The sequence below is a fragment of the Pseudoruminococcus massiliensis genome (assembly GCF_900291955.1).
Lineage (GTDB): Bacteria > Bacillota > Clostridia > Oscillospirales > Acutalibacteraceae > Pseudoruminococcus > Pseudoruminococcus massiliensis.
In genome coordinates this window covers 1-19,333 of the sequence record NZ_OLMR01000010.1, presented here as the reverse complement: position 1 = coordinate 19,333, position 19,333 = coordinate 1, and the positions used below count along the sequence as shown (strand labels likewise).

Here is a 19,333-nt window from a genome sequence, read left to right as displayed (position 1 = left end):
TTTGAGAGCTGCTTTTTGGCGGCTCTCAAATTTTTTTAAAAAATTTTTCGTTTTTGGTGAGAGTTTTTTCGATTTTTTGTACCTATATAAGTGAAAGGGTTTTTATTACAGTTTCAGACAAACCGGGAAGGGGGTCAAAGGATATGTACGATACCGCAAAACGGGTCGCACTCGTCAAACAGCGGGTGTGGGAAAACACCCGCCGGAGGCAGCGGCGGGGCATATATAGATTGAGCACCGCGTGTATGCTGCTGTGTACAGTGCTGATGCAGGCGGCGGGCATGATCATCGGGAAGGGACAGACTGCCACAAGGGGAGTGTTCGGCACGATGCTTCTTCGGGAGGACGCGGGCGGCTATGTGCTGGTGGCCATCGTTTCCTTTGCGGCAGCGGTGGTAATTACAGTCCTGTGTTTCCGGCTCAGAATCAGAGAAAACCAGAAAAAAGACGGGGCGGACAAGCCGAACCGATACGAACAGGAGGAGACAAGCCAATGAAGAAACGAATACTCAGCATCCTGGTGATATGCTGCATGGTATTGGGTCTTTTGCCCACAACCGCCTTTGCCGATAATGACAGTGTAAAAAAAGCCATACAGATTGGCACAAGTGGGATCAGCGGTTATGACAGTACAAACAGCAGCTATGACTATATTCATTTTGGCACATGGAATAACAGCACCGTCAAATGGCGTGTGCTGGATACAAAAACAAATATAGCCAATGCCCAGAGGGGGGACGGATTTTTCCTCCTCTCCGAGGTGCTGCTTGGGACAGGGGAATATGGCGGCGTAGAATTTGATTATACGACCCCATATTTCAACGACTGGAAGGGCAGCCGTGGGCAGGACTGGTGTAATGACTTTTACAGCAGAAGTCTCAGCATTACGGAGCAAAAAGCTGTTTTGGCAACCAGCAAAAGTGATGCTCTATATGGTATGTACTATGACGCTTCTGACAACATCCTGGATGGGGACAAGGTGTTTTTTCTCTCGGCAGAGGAAGCGGAAAATGCAGCCTACGGATTTACCGATGACAATGCGCGTATCGCCAATTATGGCGATAGTGCATACGTATGGTGGCTCCGTTCTCCTAGGAGAATGAACCCTGATTCTGCGGGGACGGTCAATGAAAAGGGCGCTGTGATCGGTGAATGGGTAGGCCAAACCAACGCCGCCCGCCCTGCCTTCAACCTGAAGCCGGACTCTGTCCTCCTCGTTTCTGCAGCCGTTGGCGGCAAAGGTACTGCTGACGGAATGTTCAAAATCCCGGAATACAGCGGGGACGAATGGAAATTGACACTTTTGGACGATACCCGTACTTTTAGGGTAACGGAAACTACCGCAGCAGGAAAACCCGGCGGCACGGTTACGCTGAACTTTTCCGGGCCGAGAACGGGGCAGAATGAATATATTTCTGCGATTATCGAGGGTAAAAACGGTGCGACCTATTATGGAAGGATCATGAAGCCCACTGCCGCAGACAGACAGCTCAGCTTTACACTGCCGCATGACCTTGCCAGCGGAAATTATAAACTCCATGTGTTCTCCGAGCAGTATAACGGTGATTACCAGACTGACTACGCCAGCCAATTTCAGACGGTAGCGTTGACGGTGGAGGAGGCAGCCACCGAGCAGTTTGCCCTCACTCCTGGCGGCACCTATTACTTTGACCTCTCCGGTGAGAACATTCCAGGCACAATAAACGATGATTTACCGGACAAAACAATGCATTATGTTCCCTTTACCTATGCCGGGACAGTGGATGCCTATAAGCTCACATCGGAGATGGCAACCACCGAGGAGTATGCACAGCAGAACGAATATACCCACAGCCTGTTCGTGGCAGACTATGCCGTAACGCATACGGCAAGTTGGAATACCTTGAACAATGCGAGTCTGATTTTCGGCAAAGGTTACGCCGCCGGCGGTGTGGACTATACCCTGCGCGCGCCGTCTGAGGGAAGCACTGGTACAGGTTCGGGCAATTCCCAACGTGGCACGCCCCAAAGCAACGAATGGGACAGGATACTGGACAAGAACAACGGATATATCAAAAACTGGAGCGGGATGTCTTCGTGGGGACAGGATACTTCGAGAGATATTGCGTCGCGCCGTGCGGTTCGCGGGTACTATTCGGCCCGCCGCTGGCTCCACAACCGTGCTTCGAACTCCTACCCGAGCCTCGGTTTCCGCCCTGTCCTTGAAGTCCTGGACCCGGACACACTGAGCTCTGACGGGCTGAAAGCCGTTACCCTCGACCTTGGCGGCGGTAAATTGGGGAATAGCTCCGAGGATATTCAAATCATTGTGAAAACCGGCAGCGAGTTTACCGCGCCTGCGTCCGGCGGTTTGACCCGCCCGGACGGAAATACAGGCAGCTACTTTATGTGGCTCGGAAGCAACGGTAAGCTCTACGCCCCCGGCGACAACGTTCCGGCGGACGTTACCAAGCTCACGGCGCAGTTTGCTTTATCAGAACAGTTTTCCCTCAAGCCCGGCGGCGTCTATTACTTTGACCTCTCCGGTGCGGGCATTCCCGGCACGGTGAATGACGCACTGCCGGACAGTACAATGCACTATGTTCCCTTTACCTACGCCGGGACAGTGGACGCCTACAAGCTCACATCAGAGATGGCAACCACCGAGGAGTATGCACAGAAGAACGAATATGTCCATAGCCTGTTCGTGGCAGACTATGCCGTAACGCATAAGGCAAGTTGGAATACCTTGAACAATGCGAGTCTGATTTTCGGCAAAGGCTACGCTGCCGGTGGCGTGGACTATACGCTGCGTACGCCGTCCGTGGGAAGCGATGGTACAGGCTCGGGTAATTCCCAACGCTGCACGCCCCAAAGCAACGAATGGGACAGGATACTGGACAAGAACAGCGGATATATCAAAAACTGGAGCGCAATATATTCGTGGGGGCAGGATACTGCGAGTAATACGAAGGAGGGCAGAGCACTTCGCGGGTACGGTTCGGCCCGCTACTGGAACAGCTACAATGCTATGACCTCCCACTCGGGCCTCGGTTTTCGCCCTGTCCTTGAAGTCCTGAACCCTGATACGATGGGTTCTGACAGGCTGAAAGTCGTTACCCTTGACCTTGGCGGCGGTAAACTGGGCGGCAGCTCGGAGGATATCCAGATCATTGTGAAAAACGGCGGGAGCTTTACCGCACCTGCCTCCAATGGTCTGACCCGCCCCGATGGAAATACAGGCAGCTACTTTATGTGGCTTGGCAGCGACGGCAAGCTCTACGAACCGGGGGATAATGTTTCGGCGGATGTAACCAGGCTGACGGCGCAGTTTGATGAGCAGTTTACTCTTACGATCGGCGACACCTATTGGTTTGACCTCTCCGGCGTAGGCATCCCCGGCACGGCGAACGGCAGTCTGCCGGATGCGTCGCTGCACTATGTTCCCTTTACCTATGCCGGGACAGTGGATGCTTACAAGCTCGCATCAGCGATGGCAACCACAGAGGAGTATGCACAGCAGAACAAATATGCACACAGCCTGTTTGTGGCGGATTATGTCGTGACACATACAGTAGGATGGGATAACCTGGATGACGCAAGTCTGATTTTTGGCAAAAATTACGCCACCGGCGGCATAAGCTATACGCTGCGTGCGCCGTCCACGGGAAGTGATGGTACAGGCTCGGGCAATTCCCGACGCGGCACGCCCCAAAGCAACGAATGGGACAGGATACTGGACAAGGACGATGGATATATCAAAAACTGTGGTGAGGTACATTCGTGGGGGCAGGATACTGATAGTTCTTTGTTGGTGAACCGTGCGCGTCGCGGGTACAATTCCGCCCGCAACTGGAGCGACTGGAATGCTACGTGGTCCCGCTCTGGCATCGGTTTCCGTCCTGTCCTTGAGGTCCTGAACCCGAAAACCCTGGGCGCTGACGGGCTGAAAGCCATTACCCTCGACCTTGGCGGCGGCAAGCTGGGTAACAGCTCTGAGGATATTCAAATCATCGTAAAAAACGGTGAGAGCTTTACCGCGCCTGCCTCTGACGGTCTGACCCGCCCGGACGGAAATACAGGCAGCTACTTTAAGTGGCGTGGCAGCGATGGCAAGCTCTACGCACCGGGCGATAATGTTCCGGCGGATGTGGATAAGCTGACGGTACTGTTTGATGATTCGGGCAGTCATACCGTGACCATCACCACGGATGCCCTGCCGGACGGCAAGGTGGGTGAGGCGTACAGCCAGAACCTGGCAGCCGACGGCACTGCGCCCATCACATGGAGCATCAGCGGCGGCGCTCTGCCCGACGGTCTGAAGCTGGATGAGAATACCGGCGGGATCAGCGGCACGCCTACCGCAGCGGGAACCTCCACCTTCACCGTCAAGGCTACCAACAGCGCGGGCAGCGATACGAAGGAGCTGTCTATTACGATAACCAAAGCCGCGCCTGCCGAGTATATCGTCAGATTCAATGCCAACGGTGGCGGCGGCACAATGGCAGATGTCACCGGCGTTTCCGGCAGCTACACCCTGCCCTCCTGCGGTTTTACTGAACCGGAAGGCAAGCAATTCAAGGGCTGGTCAACCAGTGCCGACGGTTCGGTTATTTCCGGCACGACCTATGAAGTAAGCTCGGATACTACCTTCTATGCAATCTGGGAGAGTAAAGAGTATTCCATCATCGTAACGGACGGCAAAGCGACAATCGGTGCAGGAAGCGAAATCAGTAAAGCGGCGCAAGGCACAACCATTACTCTGACCGCAAATGCGGCTCCTGACGGTAAGGTGTTTGATAAGTGGGTAGTAGAAAGCGGCAACACTACTCTTGAAGATGCGAACAGTGAAACCACTACTTTCATAATGCCTGACAGTGAAGTCAGCGTGAAAGCGACCTACACAATTCCCCATACCCATACCTACGATCAGGAAATTCAGAAGCCGGAAACCCTCAAGTCGGCTGCCGACTGCACCAACGATGCAGTATATTTCAAGAGCTGCTCCTGCGGAGAGATCAGCACAACAGAAACCTTTACAGCAGCAGGTACACAGCTCGGGCACGCATGGGCAAGCGATTGGAGCAAGGACACAGACAATCATTGGAAAGAATGCTCTCGTTGCCACGAAAAGAAGGACGAGGCGGCTCACGATTACGGTAGCGATAACATCTGCGACACCTGCGGATATGACAAGACAGTACCGCATACGCACAATCTGACCCTCGTTCCCGCAAAGGCTCCTACTTGCACGGAGAAAGGCAACACGGCATATTACACCTGCGACGGCTGTGACAAGTGGTTTGAGGATGCAACCGGTGCATCCGAAATTACCGACAAGACAAGCGTAATCCTTGCGGCAACAGGTCATAGCGCTTCCGACTGGAAGTCCGATAATACCGATCACTGGAAAGAGTGCACCGTTGTCGGCTGCGGCGTGATCATCGAGGGCAGCAAGGCGGCGCATACCGCCGGTGAATGGATTATCGACACTCCGGCAACAGCTACCACAAGCGGCTCAAAGCATAAGGAATGCACCGTCTGCGGTTATACGATGGCAACCGAAACCATCCCGGCAACCGGCGGCGGTGAGCATACTCACAGCTACGGCAGCGAGTGGAAGAACGATGCCGACAACCACTGGCATGAGTGCTCCTGCGGCGATAAGAAAGATACAGCAGCGCATACCGCCGGCGAATGGATCATCGACACCCCGGCAACTGCTACAACCGACGGCTCAATGCTCATGTGCCATAAAGTAACACGCAAGAATTTATAGACAGCAGCCCACAATTCCAATTATTAACCATAGGTTAATTTTGTAAACTCAATTTTTAATATTTGCTCCATTGTTCCGTGAAATTATCTCTGCTATTATGATTTACAGAAGAACGGAGGTGCAATATGAAAATCAATGAAATCATCCGAGAAAAAAGGAAAGCCTTATCTCTCACACAAGAGCAAATTGCGGAGTATTTAGGCGTATCGACACCGGCAGTTAATAAATGGGAGAAAGGCAGTACATATCCCGATATAACGCTTCTTCCCGCATTGGCGCGATTACTAAAGATAGACCTCAATACACTTATGTCTTTTCAAGACGATTTGAGTGATGTAGAGATAGTCAATTTTGTAGATGAAGTCGATAAGACTGTTCGCGAAAAAGATTATGATACTGCTTTCAAAATGGGAATTGACAAGATACATGAATACCCAACTTGTGAAAGTCTAACATATTCCGTAATCATGTATTTACATGGCGCGTTGTTTCTTTACGGAGTTGCAGAGCCGGAACGCTATGAAGAAACCTTCATAAAATTTTATGAACGATTGTCTACCAGTGAAAATATTGAAATCAAGGAAACTGTAATCAGTATGTTGATTTCTTATAATCGAAAGATAAAAAATTACTCTAAGGCAGAAGAACTCATTAACACCTACCCATCTACTTCTGTTGATAAGGAAGAACAACTTGCCATTCTCTATACAGCGCAAGATAAATTTTTGGACGCTTTAAAAATATGGGAACACAGGGTCTTAAATAGCGCAACCGAAATTCAAACTGCCTTAATGAATATGTTGGAGATAGCAGTAAAAGAGAACCGAATGCAGGACGCAAACTTTTACGCAGAAATTTATGAGCAAGTATCAAAATTGTGCCATGTCCCACCATATATTCCCTACATTGCAAAACTCCAGCTTTCTGTTATCGAACAGGATAAAACGAAATGCTTAACTGCGCTTAAATCTATGTTACCAGCTATCCAAGAAGAATGGAAACCACAAGATTGTCCTCTTTATCGTCATTTGCATGGCAGTGAAACAAATAGCTTTTCAGAACGACTATTTGATATGATGAAAAATGAAATGGAAAGCGGTAACGACTTTTCGTTTTTATCTGATAATCCAGAGTATCAACAAATTCTCGAAGAACTAAAAGGTAGGGTCTGAACTCATAGCAAAGCCAGCCGAGCCAGTCAACGGTCAAGATGAACGGCGCATACGCGCCGCCGTTGACAGCCCCGCCCGCCTTTGCTGGTAGGCAATCAAGGGGCGACAGCATTTTTTGCTGTCGCCCCTTATAATACTGAAAATGCACAGATGTTAATTTGCATTGCTTGCCGCAACGAGACTTCTTTAGCTATAATGAAGTCGCCAAAGGCAAAGGAGGTATAGTGTATGTTTAGTGAGAATCTTAAATTCCTGCGAAAGAAAAAAGGACTATCGCAAGAGGAACTGGCTGTTCGGCTCAATATCGTTCGACAGACTGTATCAAAATGGGAAAAGGGGGTTTCACTTAGATAAAGATACCACATCAATCCCACGCTGACTTTTGCTCAACCGATACAGCCGGAGGGCTGGATAACAAGAAAAGGCGGTATGCGCCCCGTGGAGGGGTAGCGTACCGCCTTTTCTTGTGGGGGTTTCCAAAGGGGGCAACGCCCCCATTTGGCACACGACTTTGCGAAGCAAAGTGTAGTGTGTTATACGCTCTGTCGGCGTTGCCGTGAAAATGCCGTTGCCGCCGGGGAGGGCAAGGGCATTTGAAGCGGCAGGAAAACAGGGCTGTGCTTGCGTGGCGTAGAGCCGTAAGCACAGGTCTGGTTTCAACAGCAGACTGGGCGTATATGAAAGCCCCCGTCCCTCGTCCTACGCTCCGACTTGTGGACAAAGTGTCCCGAAGTTGTGGCCACACTCCCGGAAAAGTAGCAGGACAGCGGGCAACCGTCAAGGCTGAAATGAACGGGGTTACACCCGGCCTTGACCGCCGCCCGCCGCCCCGCTGGATGGGTGGACAAGGCGGCCAATCCCTCAAAGTGCTTGGCCGCTCTCTTTCTGATTTTGAGGTATTCAGTTTTTCAAAATTGAATAATCAAAATAAATTTTTTCGATTGAAAAAATTTTATTTGTTATCATCTTCAATGCCATATTTTTTCTTTTGCCGAATCACATAATTACTGATTTTTTCATCATATAGTGGATACTGGTAATCCAACTGGCATGCCACTTCTGACGAAACCTCCCGGAACAATGCCATACATTGTTCAAAGGATTCCCACATATGGGGATAGGAATCCATATTATAAGTGGACATAAGTCGTTCCCACAATTCCTCTGGGACATATTGCTTCATAAATTTATAGTTTTTTCCCAAACTGAAATGAAATCCCTGTTTGATACCAATCAGCCAGGAAATCATGCGAAGCAATTCTTTCCGTACTATATCATTCATATGGTCAATAGCAAAAAGAATTTCTTTGCGGCATAAGCCCTTTACTACATATGTTGTAGTATTCCAAAATTCATTACAGCAATCGTCAAACATTCTTTGAGTAGGCTTCTGCAAGTGGTAGTCTATATCCGTTGGTATTGGCGGCTTTACGATACGGTTGTCTTTATCCAACAGTAACTTTACCAGTTTATCCCATGTAAAATACTCGTCTATCAGTTCCAGCGGCAGCAAAGTTAAATCTATCTTAACATCATCAGTAAACAGCATTAAATATGAAAATCCCTTTTCTACAGCTGGAAATAATTCCATATCTTCCGGCTTTTGCAGAATCAACCTTTCACCAAATATATCTAGCCATTTATCATCACTTGTGAAGCTGTCCATATCCGTAACAAAAAAAGTAATATCAAAATCCTGAAAATCATCAGGCGGAATATTTGTATTTGTTCTAGATCCTTCCAAAGTAACCATGCGAATGCGTTTGTCTGTTTTTGCAAAATTCAAAACAATATCATAAACTTCCTTTTCTGATCTCATTTTTATCTCCTCCAATTATTGAAATAGGTGTGAAGCCATTTTAGGGCTTTCCCGCCTTGATTACCCTTTAGCAAAGACGGGCGGGACTGTCAACGGCGGCGCATTTATGCGCCGTTCATCTTGACCGTTGACTGGCTCGGCTGGCTTTGCTATCTCTCGATAAATTGTACCGAAATATTGAATTATTCTGGTACATACAAATAGCAACCTTTCACATGGTCATTTACAATTCCGATTGCCTGCATATACGCATATATAATCGTGCTGCCTACAAACTTAAAGCCTCGTTTTTTTAAGTCTTTACTGATTCTATCTGAAAGTGGCGTTGTTGCAGGAATGTCCGCTTCCGATTTGAAATGATTATGAATCGGTCTATTCTTAACATAAGACCAAATAAACTTATCAAAACTTCCGTATTCTTCTTGGATTTTGATAAATTGCTGTGCGTTTGTGATTGTCGACTTAATTTTTAATCTATTGCGAACAATATTGGGATTTTGCATTAACTCATCAATTTTAGTTTCGTCATAGAGAGCAATTTTTTGATAATCAAACTCGTTGAAGGCTTCCTTAAATGCAGCTCTTTTATTTAATATCGTCAGCCATGATAATCCGGCTTGCATACCTTCAAGAACCAACATTTCAAATAGTTTTCTATCATCATGAACGGGCTTTCCCCATTCCTCATCATGGTATTCTTTATAGAGTTCTGTGGTTGCCCACGAACATCTTTCTCTATCGTCTTTCTTCATGGTATCCTCCGTTTTGTAAAATTTGTTTTTGTCGCCCACTTATTTTCTCCCCCGCTGTGGGTTTGGATTTTTCAGCAAGTCAGACTTTTGTGCAATTCTTTTTAGCCATTTCTTTTCTTCCTCGGACAGCTTCTTATAATTCAGTTTGAGCCGCTTGCAGATAAACATCATAGCCGCCTGCTCCGGGTCGCTGTCCTCTCTGGCGGTTTCCTCGGCGGTCTGCAAGAAATCTTCCAGTGGATTGTCCTCCGGAACGCTGAAAAAATCGTTCTTATGCGCTTCCCGCAGGTCGAGGGCTATCTTGTTTATGTCCTGCTGTATCACATAGCGGCAAAAGCTGTCATCGTCAATGTGGGCGGCGATAAGCTGTCTTAACTGCGGGTCAGTCAGACCGGGATTGTGCTGCTCCATAATGGTTGCGCTCACAGCGTCCACAATGGCGTTTGCCCCCTGTACCTGCTTTGCCGCTATGCCGTTCACATAGATTTCAAGGTCAGCCATGAGCCGGGGAAAATCCGGGTGCGTCGCCAGTTCACACAGGAGGCCATTATCCACCAGCCCGCTTTTCAAAAATTCAATCATATCATCACTCAAACGCAGGTCTGCAAGATCGGCGTTTGGGTGATTTTTTGTTTGGGAGCGGCCCAGCAGATAATCAACGGACACTTCGTAAAATTTCGCCAGCTGGATAAGGGCATAGTGGCTGATGTCCTTGAACTTGTCCCCCTCATAGCTGCCTAACGCAGACTTGGAGAGATGGGTTTCCTCCGCAAGCTGCTCCAGCGTCAGGCCACGCTCCACACGCAAGTCTTTTAGGCGTTCCTGTATAGATAGTTCCATGCTCTCCCTCCTTGTCTGCTCGATAAATGGGAATTTATATTTTTTTCTGTAAATAAATCATATCTGTTAGTTGAACCCCACCTTCAAAAATAGGGTGGTCATAGTTATCAATAAAAAAATTTTTAATGCTGTGTGAGCGGGCAAAACCACATTTTTCATAAAAAGGAACGGTCAACGGGCTATCCCCTGTACCAACTTGTAGTATCGAATACTTCCCTTTATATTTCGCAGCAACAAAATCAATTAGTGCCTTGCCGTAACCTTTGCCCTGATATTCTGGCGCAGTTGCAATATTTTTAATTTCAAGAATGCCTTTGCCTTCGTCGGTTACTACACACTCGCATTTAACCCCATTATCGCCTAATACATACATCGTTCCTCTATCAATATATCGGTCTATCATGCTCTCTTGTTCGTCGGCTAACAGTAATAAGGGGAGAAATTGTTTTTTATTCTCTTTGATTTCTATAATTTCCATATCGGTATGTACTCCAAAATTATCGTTTATTGTTCTGCTTTTTCATTATACCACAATTCCGAGAGCGTGGAAACAGGCTGTTTTTTAGGCCGATTTCCCACCTTTCGGATATACGGGACGGGCGGTCATTTAGGTGTAGACTTAGATTAGTTCATCGATGGACAGCACCTTGAAAACCAAATGACCGTCCGAAAAGGAATACCCCGGCTGGGGAAGCACCGCAAGGAGCCGTACTTCTGGACACTTTGTCCAGAGGTCACTTCGGGACAAGTTGTCCCGAAGTTGCGGGGAGCGTGCCAACGCCGGAACACGCCGCTATTGTCGGGGCCCCCGCAAAGCCGCATGGCTTTGTGGGGAGAGGAGGAGCAGCGGAGCGAGTGAGTTTTGCCGCTTGCGGTGAAACGAACGATACGCAGCTTGCGACGACGAGGCAGGAAGCCTTTTCGGGGAGAACGGCAGCGGAAAGCAAAATGGAGGGAACGCATGAAAAATAACCCCTACAAAGATTTGCCGCCGCTGGAACGCAGGCCAGACGGTTCCCTTTACCGCATGACACCAGCGCAGCGGAAACGGGCAAGCGCCTTGATACGCCGGGAGTGCTGTTGCTGTGAGGACGGCAACTGCATTGCCCTTGACGATGGGGACGCCTGCATCTGCCCGCAGACGGTTTCTTTCTCAGTCTGCTGCAAGTGGTTCCGCTGGGCGGTCTTGCCGCTGGACGGGGCGTTGGAAGCAGAGATTTTCCGGGATAAGGACTTGAAACGCTGTGCAGTCTGCGGCGGTGTATTCGTCCCCAAATCCAACCGGGCAAAATACTGCCCCGGCTGCGCCGCCAAAGTTCACAGGCGGCAAAAAACCGAAAGTGAACGGAAAAGGAGGTCTTGTGTGGACAGTTAGGAGCGAAAAAAGCCTTGATTTATCAGGCTTCGCAAGCCCCAAACCGGGGCGGGTGATATAAACTATCGCCCACCCCGGAAAACGGGCTTCTAACCGTCCACAAAACACATTATGACAAACACGATTTACATTCATCAGCCGGAACAAGCGTTCAGCTTCACCCGGCTCCCTAATTTTCTCTTTGAAGCACCTACATTCAAGCCCCTGTCTAACGAGGCAAAGCTGCTGTATGCCTTTATCCTGCGCCGGACAGAGTTATCCCGGAAAAATGGGTGGGCGGACGAGTACGGGCGGATTTACCTGTATTATCCCATCTGCGAAGTGGTTGACCTGCTCCGCTGTGGGCGACAAAAAGCGGTGAATACCCTGCGGGAACTGCAATACGCCGGACTGATAGAGATCCAGAAGCAAGGCTGTGGAAAACCCAACCGTATTTACTCAAAATCCTATGAAGCGGTTCCAAACACCGACTTCAAGAAATTCGGTTCTGGTACGCCGGAGGGTTGAAAACCGTACCCGGCAAGTACGATAACCAATCCTCTTGAAGTACGGAAACCGGACGGTATATAGAAATACAAAGATTAAAATGATTGATTTATATCTATTCCATTCCTATCCTATCCGAGCTATTTCCGGCGGGATTTTTCCTGTGGAAAACCCCGGATGGGAAAGGAATGGGGAAAGGAGTTTCATGGCACAACACGCAATCTTGCGTTTTGAGAAGCACAAGGGCAACCCGGCAAGGCCGCTGGAAGCACATCACGAACGGCAGAAAGAACAGTACGCCAGCAACCCCGACATTGACACAGCCAAAAGCAAGTATAACTTCCATATCGTCAAGCCGGAGGGGCGCTATTACCACTTCATTCAGAGCCGTATCGAGCAGGCCGGATGCCGCACCCGCAAGGACAGCACCCGGTTTGTCGATACCCTGATTACTGCCAGCCCGGAGTTTTTTAAGGGGAAATCCCCAAAGGAGATACAGGCGTTTTTCCAGCGGGCGGCAGATTTCCTCATTGACCGGGTAGGCCGTGAAAATATCGTGTCGGCGGTGGTACACATGGACGAGAAAACGCCCCACCTGCATTTGACCTTTGTGCCGCTGACAAAGGACAACCGCCTGTGCGCCAAAGAGATCATCGGCAACCGGGCGAACCTGACGAAGTGGCAGGATGACTTTCACGCCTACATGGTGGAGAAATATCCTGACTTGGAGCGTGGGGAGAGCGCCAGCAAGACAGGCCGGAAGCATATCCCCACCCGGCTTTTCAAGCAGGCGGTTTCCCTCTCCAAACAGGCCAGAGCCATCGAAGCCACGCTTGACGGCATGAACCCGCTGAACGCCGGAAAGAAAAAGGAAGAAGCCCTCTCCATGCTGAAAAAGTGGTTTCCGCAGATGGAGAACTTCTCCGGGCAGCTGAAAAAATACAAGGTCACGATCAAAGACCTTTTGGAAGAAAATCAAAAGCTGGAAGCAAGGGCAAAGGCCAGCGAAAACGGCAAGATGAAAGACCGCATGGAACGGGCAAAACTGGAAAGCGAACTGGAAAATATGCAAAGACTGGTTGACCGCATCCCGCCGGAAGTGCTGGCGGAACTGAAACAGCAGCAGCGAACAAGAGAGAGGTAAACGCTATGAACAGAAATTCAAGCTACATGATGAAAAATAATCATACGGAGGACACTGGATGGTAAAAAGCGAAAGCGACATTATTGATACAATACACACCGGGCAGGTCATTACTGACGAGAACGGCACACAGTATTTTGTATGTGGGAAAAACCGTATCAAAATCTCCGAACATTTCGCCGCTGGCGGTCGTCCGATTGGCGATCTGATTGTGGATGTCGTCCGGCACACGGCGGCAAAGGCCGCTTCTTCGTGACCCATCGTTGATACACGCCCACGCTTATGATATAATTGCCATAGAGCAAAAGTATTGTAAGCGTGGGTTGTTTCTTTAGAAGGAGGATTTTTACGGTGAAACAACCTTACAATACTACGATTTACAACACGGCTCTTTATATGCGGTTAAGCCGTGACGATGAAAGCTATGGCGACAGCGTAAGCATTGAAACACAGCGGACAATCCTGCAACAGTACGCAAAAGAGCAGGGGCTTCATGTGGTCGGGGAATATGTGGACGATGGATGGAGTGGGACAAACTTCGAGCGTCCGAGTTTCCAGCGCATGATGGACGATGTGGACGCCGGAAAAGTAAACTGCATTGTCACCAAAGACCTGTCCCGTTTCGGGCGGGAGCATGTGATGATGGACTACTATCTGGAATTTCTGTTCCCGGAAAAACGGGTGCGGTACATCGCCGTTGCGGAGAACGAGGACACAGAAAAGGGGCTGTCCGATTTTGTGCCGTTCAAAAACCTGTTCAACGAATGGTTCGCAAAGGACACCAGCCGCAAGGTAAAGACCGCTTTCAAAGCAAAGTTTGCCGCCGGACAGCGTATTAGCGCCTATGCTCCCCTCGGGTACAAGAAGCACCCGGAAATTAAGAACAAGCTGGTAATCGACGAGGAAACCCGCTGGATCGTGGAGAAGATTTTTGACCTTGCCATTCACGGCAAAGGGGCGGCCAGCATTACAAGGATATTGATTGCGGAAAAAGTACCGACGCCGGGATTTATCAACTTCCAGCGTGACGGGACTTTCGCCAATATCTACGCTGGCGCACCAGAGGAAAAAGGCTACGCATGGACGATAGCGCAGGTCAAAAGCATTATGAAAGATGAAACCTACATCGGCCATACCATCCACTACCGGGAGACCAATATTTCCTTTAAGAACAAGCGGAGGATACGCAAGCCCCAAAGTGAATGGGTGCGGGTGGAGAACACGCAGGAGCCGATTATCAGTGAACAGGTTTTCTGGCAGGTACAGGAGCAAATCGCAAGCCGCCGACGGGAACGCAAGAACGGCACGACACAGATTTTTGCGGGACTGATAAAGTGTGCAGACTGCGGCTGGTCGCTGGCCTACGGGGAGAACAGGCAGAACAGCAAGCCCTATGGCTACTACCATTGCAGCAAGAACGGGCAAGGCACACGCCAATGCTCTATGCACTACATCCGCTATGATGTGCTTTACGCCTATGTTCTCTCCCGTCTGCAATACTGGTCGGGGCTGGTACAGCATGATGAAGAACAGCTTTTGAAACGGCTGCTGAATGCCAATGACAAAGGACAGGCCGCCGCAAGAAAAAAGCAGGCCGCTGAACTGAAAAAAGCGGAGAAGCGGAAAGCCGAGGTCGATACCCTGTTTACCCGGATGTATGAGGACTGGGCGGCAGGGCGTATCACGGAATACAACTTCAATATGCTGTCCGGGAAGTACCAAAGCGAACAGGCAGAACTGGCAGAAAAGATTGAACAGCTTCAATCTGCTATTGCCGCTGAAAGCCAGAGCGCCGCAGACGCAGAAAAATGGATTGCCTTGATGAAAGAGTGCGTCAATCCAACAGAACTGACCGCCGAACTTTTGAATACGCTGATTGAAAAAATCGTTGTCCATGAAGCGGTCAAAGGTGAGGACGGAAGCCGGGAACAGGAGGTAGAAATCTTCTACCGCTTTATCGGCAAAATCGAATGACACATCTTGAGATACCCAACAATATCTTTAACTAAGGGAAACTGGCTTATCAGTACCAGATGCTGATTTACTGGTAAAACTGGCGGATATCCTTGAAGTAAGTGTCGCCGAGCTGCTGGGTGGAAATATCCCTGATTGCGAAGATACAAACGAGCTTGCGGAGCAGCTTTCCCGTATCAATGAGCAGTTAGCAATCAAAAATCGTCGTTCCCGTCGTATTTGGAAAGTCGTACTTGGAATAATTGTAGCATTTGTTGTTATCAATATATTCTTTGTTATTGTAGGCGTTATATCAAACAACTCCTACAGGGAATACACGAATGTTGAACAATTACCAATTTCTGAAGAAAATCAGACTTACGAAAATAATCCTTGATGATATCACTTTACATGGGGCGACAGCAAGGAGTGCTGCCGCCCCGCACTATTATTCAGAGAGGGGGGATTTCCATGACCGAAGATGAAGCCTACAAAGTGCATATCCAGTACACCTTTAACGCCTTTTGTAAGATCGTCATTCGTCACGCAGCCATAGATAAAATCTTGAATCTGCGCCGGAGGTGGGAACGGGAAGTTTCCCTTGACTATTTGATGAATGAGAAGTTTGTCCAGCTTGCCGGGCCGGAGCAGCTTGAAGAATATCTTTTTACCGCCTGCGGCCAGACTGCCGTTCTGTACCATGCGGAACTTGCCGCTGCCCTTGCCCTTTTGCCGGAGCAGGCACAGGAAGAAATTTTCCGCTATTACTTCCTGCGCCAGCCGCAGCGAGTGATCGGCGTACATATCGGCCGGACACGCAGCACAGCAGGGCGGCATATCCAGCTTGCCTTGCAACGGCTTCGGAAGGAAATGGAGGTGAGCCTGTATGAATAAACTTCTCCCCTATGAAACAATCGTCAAGGCGCATGAGGGCGACCCGGACGCAATCGACACCGTTCTTTCCCACTACGCCGGATATATCCTCTACTGTTCCAAAGTACACGGGAAAGTCAACGCCGAGGTTGAGGAATATGTGAAGCAGAAGCTAATTGCCGCGCTGTTCAAGTTTCGCTTTGACCGATAGATTGAAAAAATGAATACCGACCGTCATTGGCGGTGCTACTCAGCAAGTTTACAATTCATCTATTTTCAAGAGAAATCAGTCGTAGTATAATAAGACCAATAAAATCGAGTTTTACGGAGGTATGCGTAATGTATAGAACTATATTGATTGAAGGAATTACGACTGAAAATGTGGAGCAAAAAATCAATGAAAAAGTAACAGAAATGGAAAAGGAGAGTTATCAGATTAAGACTATGTCATTTTTAGGAACGGACAAAGCCGTGTTAGTTTTCAAGAAAGGATTAAAAGGTAGCCTGCTTTAATTGCTATGTCATCATTGGGCTAACCTTACTCGAATTTTCAAAATTGAATACCAGCCGCCCACCGGCGCGGCCAGTGAAAGCAGTAAGTCTGAAAAAGATTTGCTGCTTTTTTTGTTGTCTATTTGGCAAAATCGAAAATCACCCGTAGTAGGTAGATGAAGCCGAAAAAAGCTGCCTGCCCTGTTTGGCAAATTTCAAAACGCGGTGGTGTGGGGAGTGAAAGGGAAAATTCTCTGCCCCGCCGGTTGCCAAAACCGCCGTTCCCGGATTACTAAGGCAAAAGAAATTTTGAAAAATCCTCGTCCAGCGGGTAGCTAACAGCCTTTCAAAAGTATCTTTGGCGAAAGGAAAAAAGACCGTCCACAGCGGGCCGGAAGCCCCGCCCTGTCCGTTCTATGTACGCAAAAACCAGACAGGGGCAGTCTGCGGCAGTTACAGAGCAAGTTTCTACCACGGTGCCAAAATCCGCAATTCTGCGGTTTTGGCCCTCGCGGGAAACTTGTTGGGGAGTGCCTTCCCCAAACCCTGCTATGGCGGCTTGCGCCGCAAAAAGATTTCCGTCGGGGCGGCACGCATAAAACAGCATAAGAATGTTTTCAGGAAACGGCGTAGCTTCGGCTATGCCGTTTCTCCGTTTTGCAGGTCAATCAGTAAAGACGCGGGGAGTATTCCTACAAGGTCATAGGAAATGTCAATCTGTTGTTCCCGATAACCCTTCGACTTGTCCGGCGCGTGAACATATACCGCCTTTACCATGTCGTTTAGGATAGTGGGTGTCAGCTCGTTCAAGTCGAGATACTTCCGCACCTTGCAGATAAACCTGTCGATATTCTCTGCCTGTTCCTCTTGTTCTGTAATTTCTTCATTCAACCGCAACAGCTTTTCCCGCAGTTCTTTCTGCTCCTGCTCGTAGTCGTCAGAGAGCATTTGAAATCTGCTGTCAGATAGTTTTCCGCCTACGTTGTCCTCATAAATACGCTTGAATAGTCGGTCAAGTTCTTCTATCCGTCGTTCTGCCTGCGTCAGTTGCCGACGCTTCGCCGCGAGTTCTCTTTTTGCTTCGGCTTTCTGCTTCGCACCCATAGCCTTGCGGAATTGTTCTTCATGGTTCGCAACACAGGCAATCGTCATTCTCATGTGGGCGAGTACGCCCCGTTCCAAGACAACGGCGCGGATAAAATGCGTCGCGCAAACCTCTTTCCCTTTGAGCCTTGAAGTAGAGCAGACAAAGTGGTCTTGCCTTGCTTCAAAGTTCCTGCTTGTGCAGTAATACAGCTTTTCACCGCAATCGGCGCAGCGCACAATGCCGGAAAACATATTTGTCTTTCCTGTCCTCGTCGGGCGGCGTTTGTTCTTCCGCAATTCCTGCACCCGCGCCCATGTGTCAGCGTCAATGATTGCTTCGTGGGTATTTTCAAACACAAGCCATTTTTCTTCGGGATTATTGCAGGTCTTTTTGCTCTTGTAGGACTGCTTGTAGGTTTTGAAGTTTACTGTATGCCCTTGATATTCCGGACGCTCCAAAATGTCGGCTATTGTATCGCCCGTCCAGTTAAAGGGATTATCCGGCGGCGCGTTCCTTGTCGCCCTGCCTGTCTGCTGAAAATGGATTGTCGGCGTTATGACTTTATCATCTTTCAGAATACGGGCAATCTGCGACGGCCCGTAACCGTCCAGACAAAGGGCGAATATCCGCTTGACAACTTCGGCAGCTTCGGGGTCGATAATCCACCGCTTTTTGTTTTCCGGGTCTTTCCTGTAGCCGTATGGCGGGTTGGTGCAGAGGTGTTCCCCCGCTTCGCCTTTTGACTTCATCACCGCGCGTATCTTCTTGCTGGTGTCTTTCGCATACCACTCGTTGATGATATTGAGAAAGGGGGTAAAGTCGCTGTCCTGCTGGTTTGCGCTGTCTATGCCGTTGTTAATAGCTATAAAACGCACGCCCTTTTCCACGAACAGGACTTCGGTATAAAATCCCACTTTCAGATAATCACGCCCAAGCCGCGACATATCCTTGACGATCAAGGTGGACACTTCGCCGTTTTCGATTTTTTCCAAAAGTTCGCTCCAACTTGGACGGTTGAAGTTTGTCCCGGAATATCCATCGTCCACGAAAAACAATGGATTTGAAAAATGATTTTCCTTTGCGTACTTACTTAAAATCGCCTTTTGATTTACAATGCTGTTGCTGTCGCCCGTTAGTTCATCGTCGCGGGATAGGCGGCAATAGAGGGCGGTAATCTTGCCAGACTGCCTTAACATCGTTTCTGCTCCTTTCATCGGCGGGCAGTCTGCCATTACAGGATTGCTTATACTCATTTTAACGCTCCTCGTCTTTTTCATCAATAGGGGAGTGCCCCATAAGCCGTAAAACTTTATGGGGTAGGCTTCGGCTTCCGTCGTAGCTTCCCGTAAAACGATAGAACGTCCTGCCGGATTGAATTGTAACTTCGTGTGTGGGCAACTCTGGACCATAGTCAATAAAGTAGACAAGTAAAAGAGCAAATTTCACAAAAAATTTATTTCTGCCTGATCAGGAGAGAGGCCGTTATTGTGAGAATGAGGTCTGAAAGAATTGTAGAAACCGTTGATATACTGAAAAATGCTCAGTTTCAGTTCATCAAAGGAAGAGTAAGTTCTGCGGTTGG

18 protein-coding genes and 1 pseudogene are annotated in these 19,333 nt (G+C 48.8%); 13 read left to right on the top strand and 6 right to left on the bottom strand.

Annotated features, from left to right (window positions below; genetic code table 11):
* The first annotated feature begins 143 nt into the window (after nt 1-143).
* The 5 genes and pseudogenes from C9914_RS10410 to C9914_RS10380 all read left to right on the top strand — a co-directional run bounded on the left by C9914_RS10410 (nt 144) and on the right by C9914_RS10380 (nt 7,934).
* The gene (locus tag C9914_RS10410; RefSeq protein WP_106765248.1) at nt 144-497 is read left to right on the top strand and encodes a glycosyltransferase; all 354 of its coding nucleotides are present in this window, start codon (nt 144-146) and stop codon (nt 495-497) included.
* On the top strand, nt 494-5,758 hold the full coding sequence (locus C9914_RS10405; protein WP_207654843.1) for a putative Ig domain-containing protein: 5,265 nt from the start codon (nt 494-496) through the stop codon (nt 5,756-5,758). The genes C9914_RS10410 and C9914_RS10405 overlap by 4 nt, the downstream gene beginning before the upstream one ends.
* Before the next feature lie 125 nt (nt 5,759-5,883).
* Nucleotides 5,884-6,930: a helix-turn-helix domain-containing protein gene (locus tag C9914_RS10395; RefSeq protein ID WP_106765246.1), complete on the top strand. Its 1,047-nt coding sequence runs from the start codon at nt 5,884-5,886 to the stop codon at nt 6,928-6,930.
* Nucleotides 6,931-7,158: 228 nt separating this feature from the next.
* Nucleotides 7,159-7,278: pseudogene (locus C9914_RS10390) on the top strand (helix-turn-helix domain-containing protein); the annotation flags it as partial.
* Nucleotides 7,279-7,523: 245 nt separating this feature from the next.
* Nucleotides 7,524-7,934, top strand: a complete 411-nt coding sequence (locus C9914_RS10380; protein ID WP_242972110.1) for a hypothetical protein — start codon at nt 7,524-7,526, stop codon at nt 7,932-7,934.
* Here C9914_RS10380 and C9914_RS10375 read toward each other — a convergent pair.
* From C9914_RS10375 to C9914_RS10360, 4 genes are all read right to left on the bottom strand, one after another.
* Entirely contained in the window at nt 7,883-8,749 is an 867-nt protein-coding gene (locus tag C9914_RS10375; protein ID WP_001255868.1) for an aminoglycoside 6-adenylyltransferase AadE, read from the bottom strand. The genes C9914_RS10380 and C9914_RS10375 overlap by 52 nt on opposite strands.
* 182 nt (nt 8,750-8,931) lie before the next feature.
* Entirely contained in the window at nt 8,932-9,501 is a 570-nt protein-coding gene (locus tag C9914_RS10370) for a DNA-3-methyladenine glycosylase I (protein ID WP_005934810.1), read from the bottom strand.
* Nucleotides 9,502-9,540: 39 nt separating this feature from the next.
* Nucleotides 9,541-10,341 carry a helix-turn-helix domain-containing protein gene (locus C9914_RS10365; protein ID WP_009271134.1) on the bottom strand — a complete coding sequence of 267 codons (801 nt, stop codon included), beginning with the start codon at nt 10,339-10,341 and terminating at the stop codon, nt 9,541-9,543.
* A 34-nt stretch (nt 10,342-10,375) separates the two neighbouring features.
* Nucleotides 10,376-10,819, bottom strand: coding sequence for a GNAT family N-acetyltransferase (locus C9914_RS10360; RefSeq protein ID WP_106765242.1), 444 nt, complete (start codon nt 10,817-10,819; stop codon nt 10,376-10,378).
* A 483-nt stretch (nt 10,820-11,302) separates the two neighbouring features.
* On the opposite strand from C9914_RS10360, the gene C9914_RS10355 reads away from it, so the two are divergent.
* From C9914_RS10355 to C9914_RS11620, 8 genes are all read left to right on the top strand, one after another.
* Complete coding sequence (locus C9914_RS10355) at nt 11,303-11,716, top strand: cysteine-rich VLP domain-containing protein (protein ID WP_040012746.1); 414 nt, start codon at nt 11,303-11,305, stop codon at nt 11,714-11,716.
* Between the two features lie 111 nt (nt 11,717-11,827).
* Nucleotides 11,828-12,223: a replication initiator protein A gene (locus tag C9914_RS10350; RefSeq protein ID WP_009271131.1), complete on the top strand. Its 396-nt coding sequence runs from the start codon at nt 11,828-11,830 to the stop codon at nt 12,221-12,223.
* Nucleotides 12,224-12,407: 184 nt separating this feature from the next.
* Nucleotides 12,408-13,346, top strand: a complete 939-nt coding sequence (gene mobV, locus C9914_RS10345; RefSeq protein WP_106765241.1) for a MobV family relaxase — start codon at nt 12,408-12,410, stop codon at nt 13,344-13,346.
* 58 nt (nt 13,347-13,404) lie between these two features.
* Nucleotides 13,405-13,602 carry a hypothetical protein gene (locus C9914_RS10340; RefSeq protein ID WP_009271129.1) on the top strand — a complete coding sequence of 66 codons (198 nt, stop codon included), beginning with the start codon at nt 13,405-13,407 and terminating at the stop codon, nt 13,600-13,602.
* A 95-nt stretch (nt 13,603-13,697) separates the two neighbouring features.
* Nucleotides 13,698-15,320 carry a recombinase family protein gene (locus C9914_RS10335; protein ID WP_242972109.1) on the top strand — a complete coding sequence of 541 codons (1,623 nt, stop codon included), beginning with the start codon at nt 13,698-13,700 and terminating at the stop codon, nt 15,318-15,320.
* A gap of 450 nt (nt 15,321-15,770) precedes the next feature.
* A complete protein-coding gene (locus C9914_RS10330; protein ID WP_106765239.1) occupies nt 15,771-16,193 on the top strand; it encodes an RNA polymerase sigma factor in 423 nt (140 codons plus the stop codon).
* Nucleotides 16,186-16,383, top strand: a complete 198-nt coding sequence (locus C9914_RS10325; protein ID WP_106765238.1) for a helix-turn-helix domain-containing protein — start codon at nt 16,186-16,188, stop codon at nt 16,381-16,383. Before C9914_RS10330 ends, C9914_RS10325 begins: the two co-directional genes overlap by 8 nt.
* A gap of 128 nt (nt 16,384-16,511) precedes the next feature.
* Nucleotides 16,512-16,685: a hypothetical protein gene (locus C9914_RS11620; protein WP_181013451.1), complete on the top strand. Its 174-nt coding sequence runs from the start codon at nt 16,512-16,514 to the stop codon at nt 16,683-16,685.
* 618 nt (nt 16,686-17,303) lie between these two features.
* On the opposite strand, the gene C9914_RS10315 is transcribed toward C9914_RS11620, so the two are convergent.
* Nucleotides 17,304-18,947, bottom strand: coding sequence for a recombinase family protein (locus C9914_RS10315; RefSeq protein WP_106765277.1), 1,644 nt, complete (start codon nt 18,945-18,947; stop codon nt 17,304-17,306).
* Between the two features lie 246 nt (nt 18,948-19,193).
* Nucleotides 19,194-19,333 (bottom strand): IS3 family transposase (locus C9914_RS10305; protein WP_158707400.1); only part of this gene is annotated, 140 nt, incomplete at its 5' end.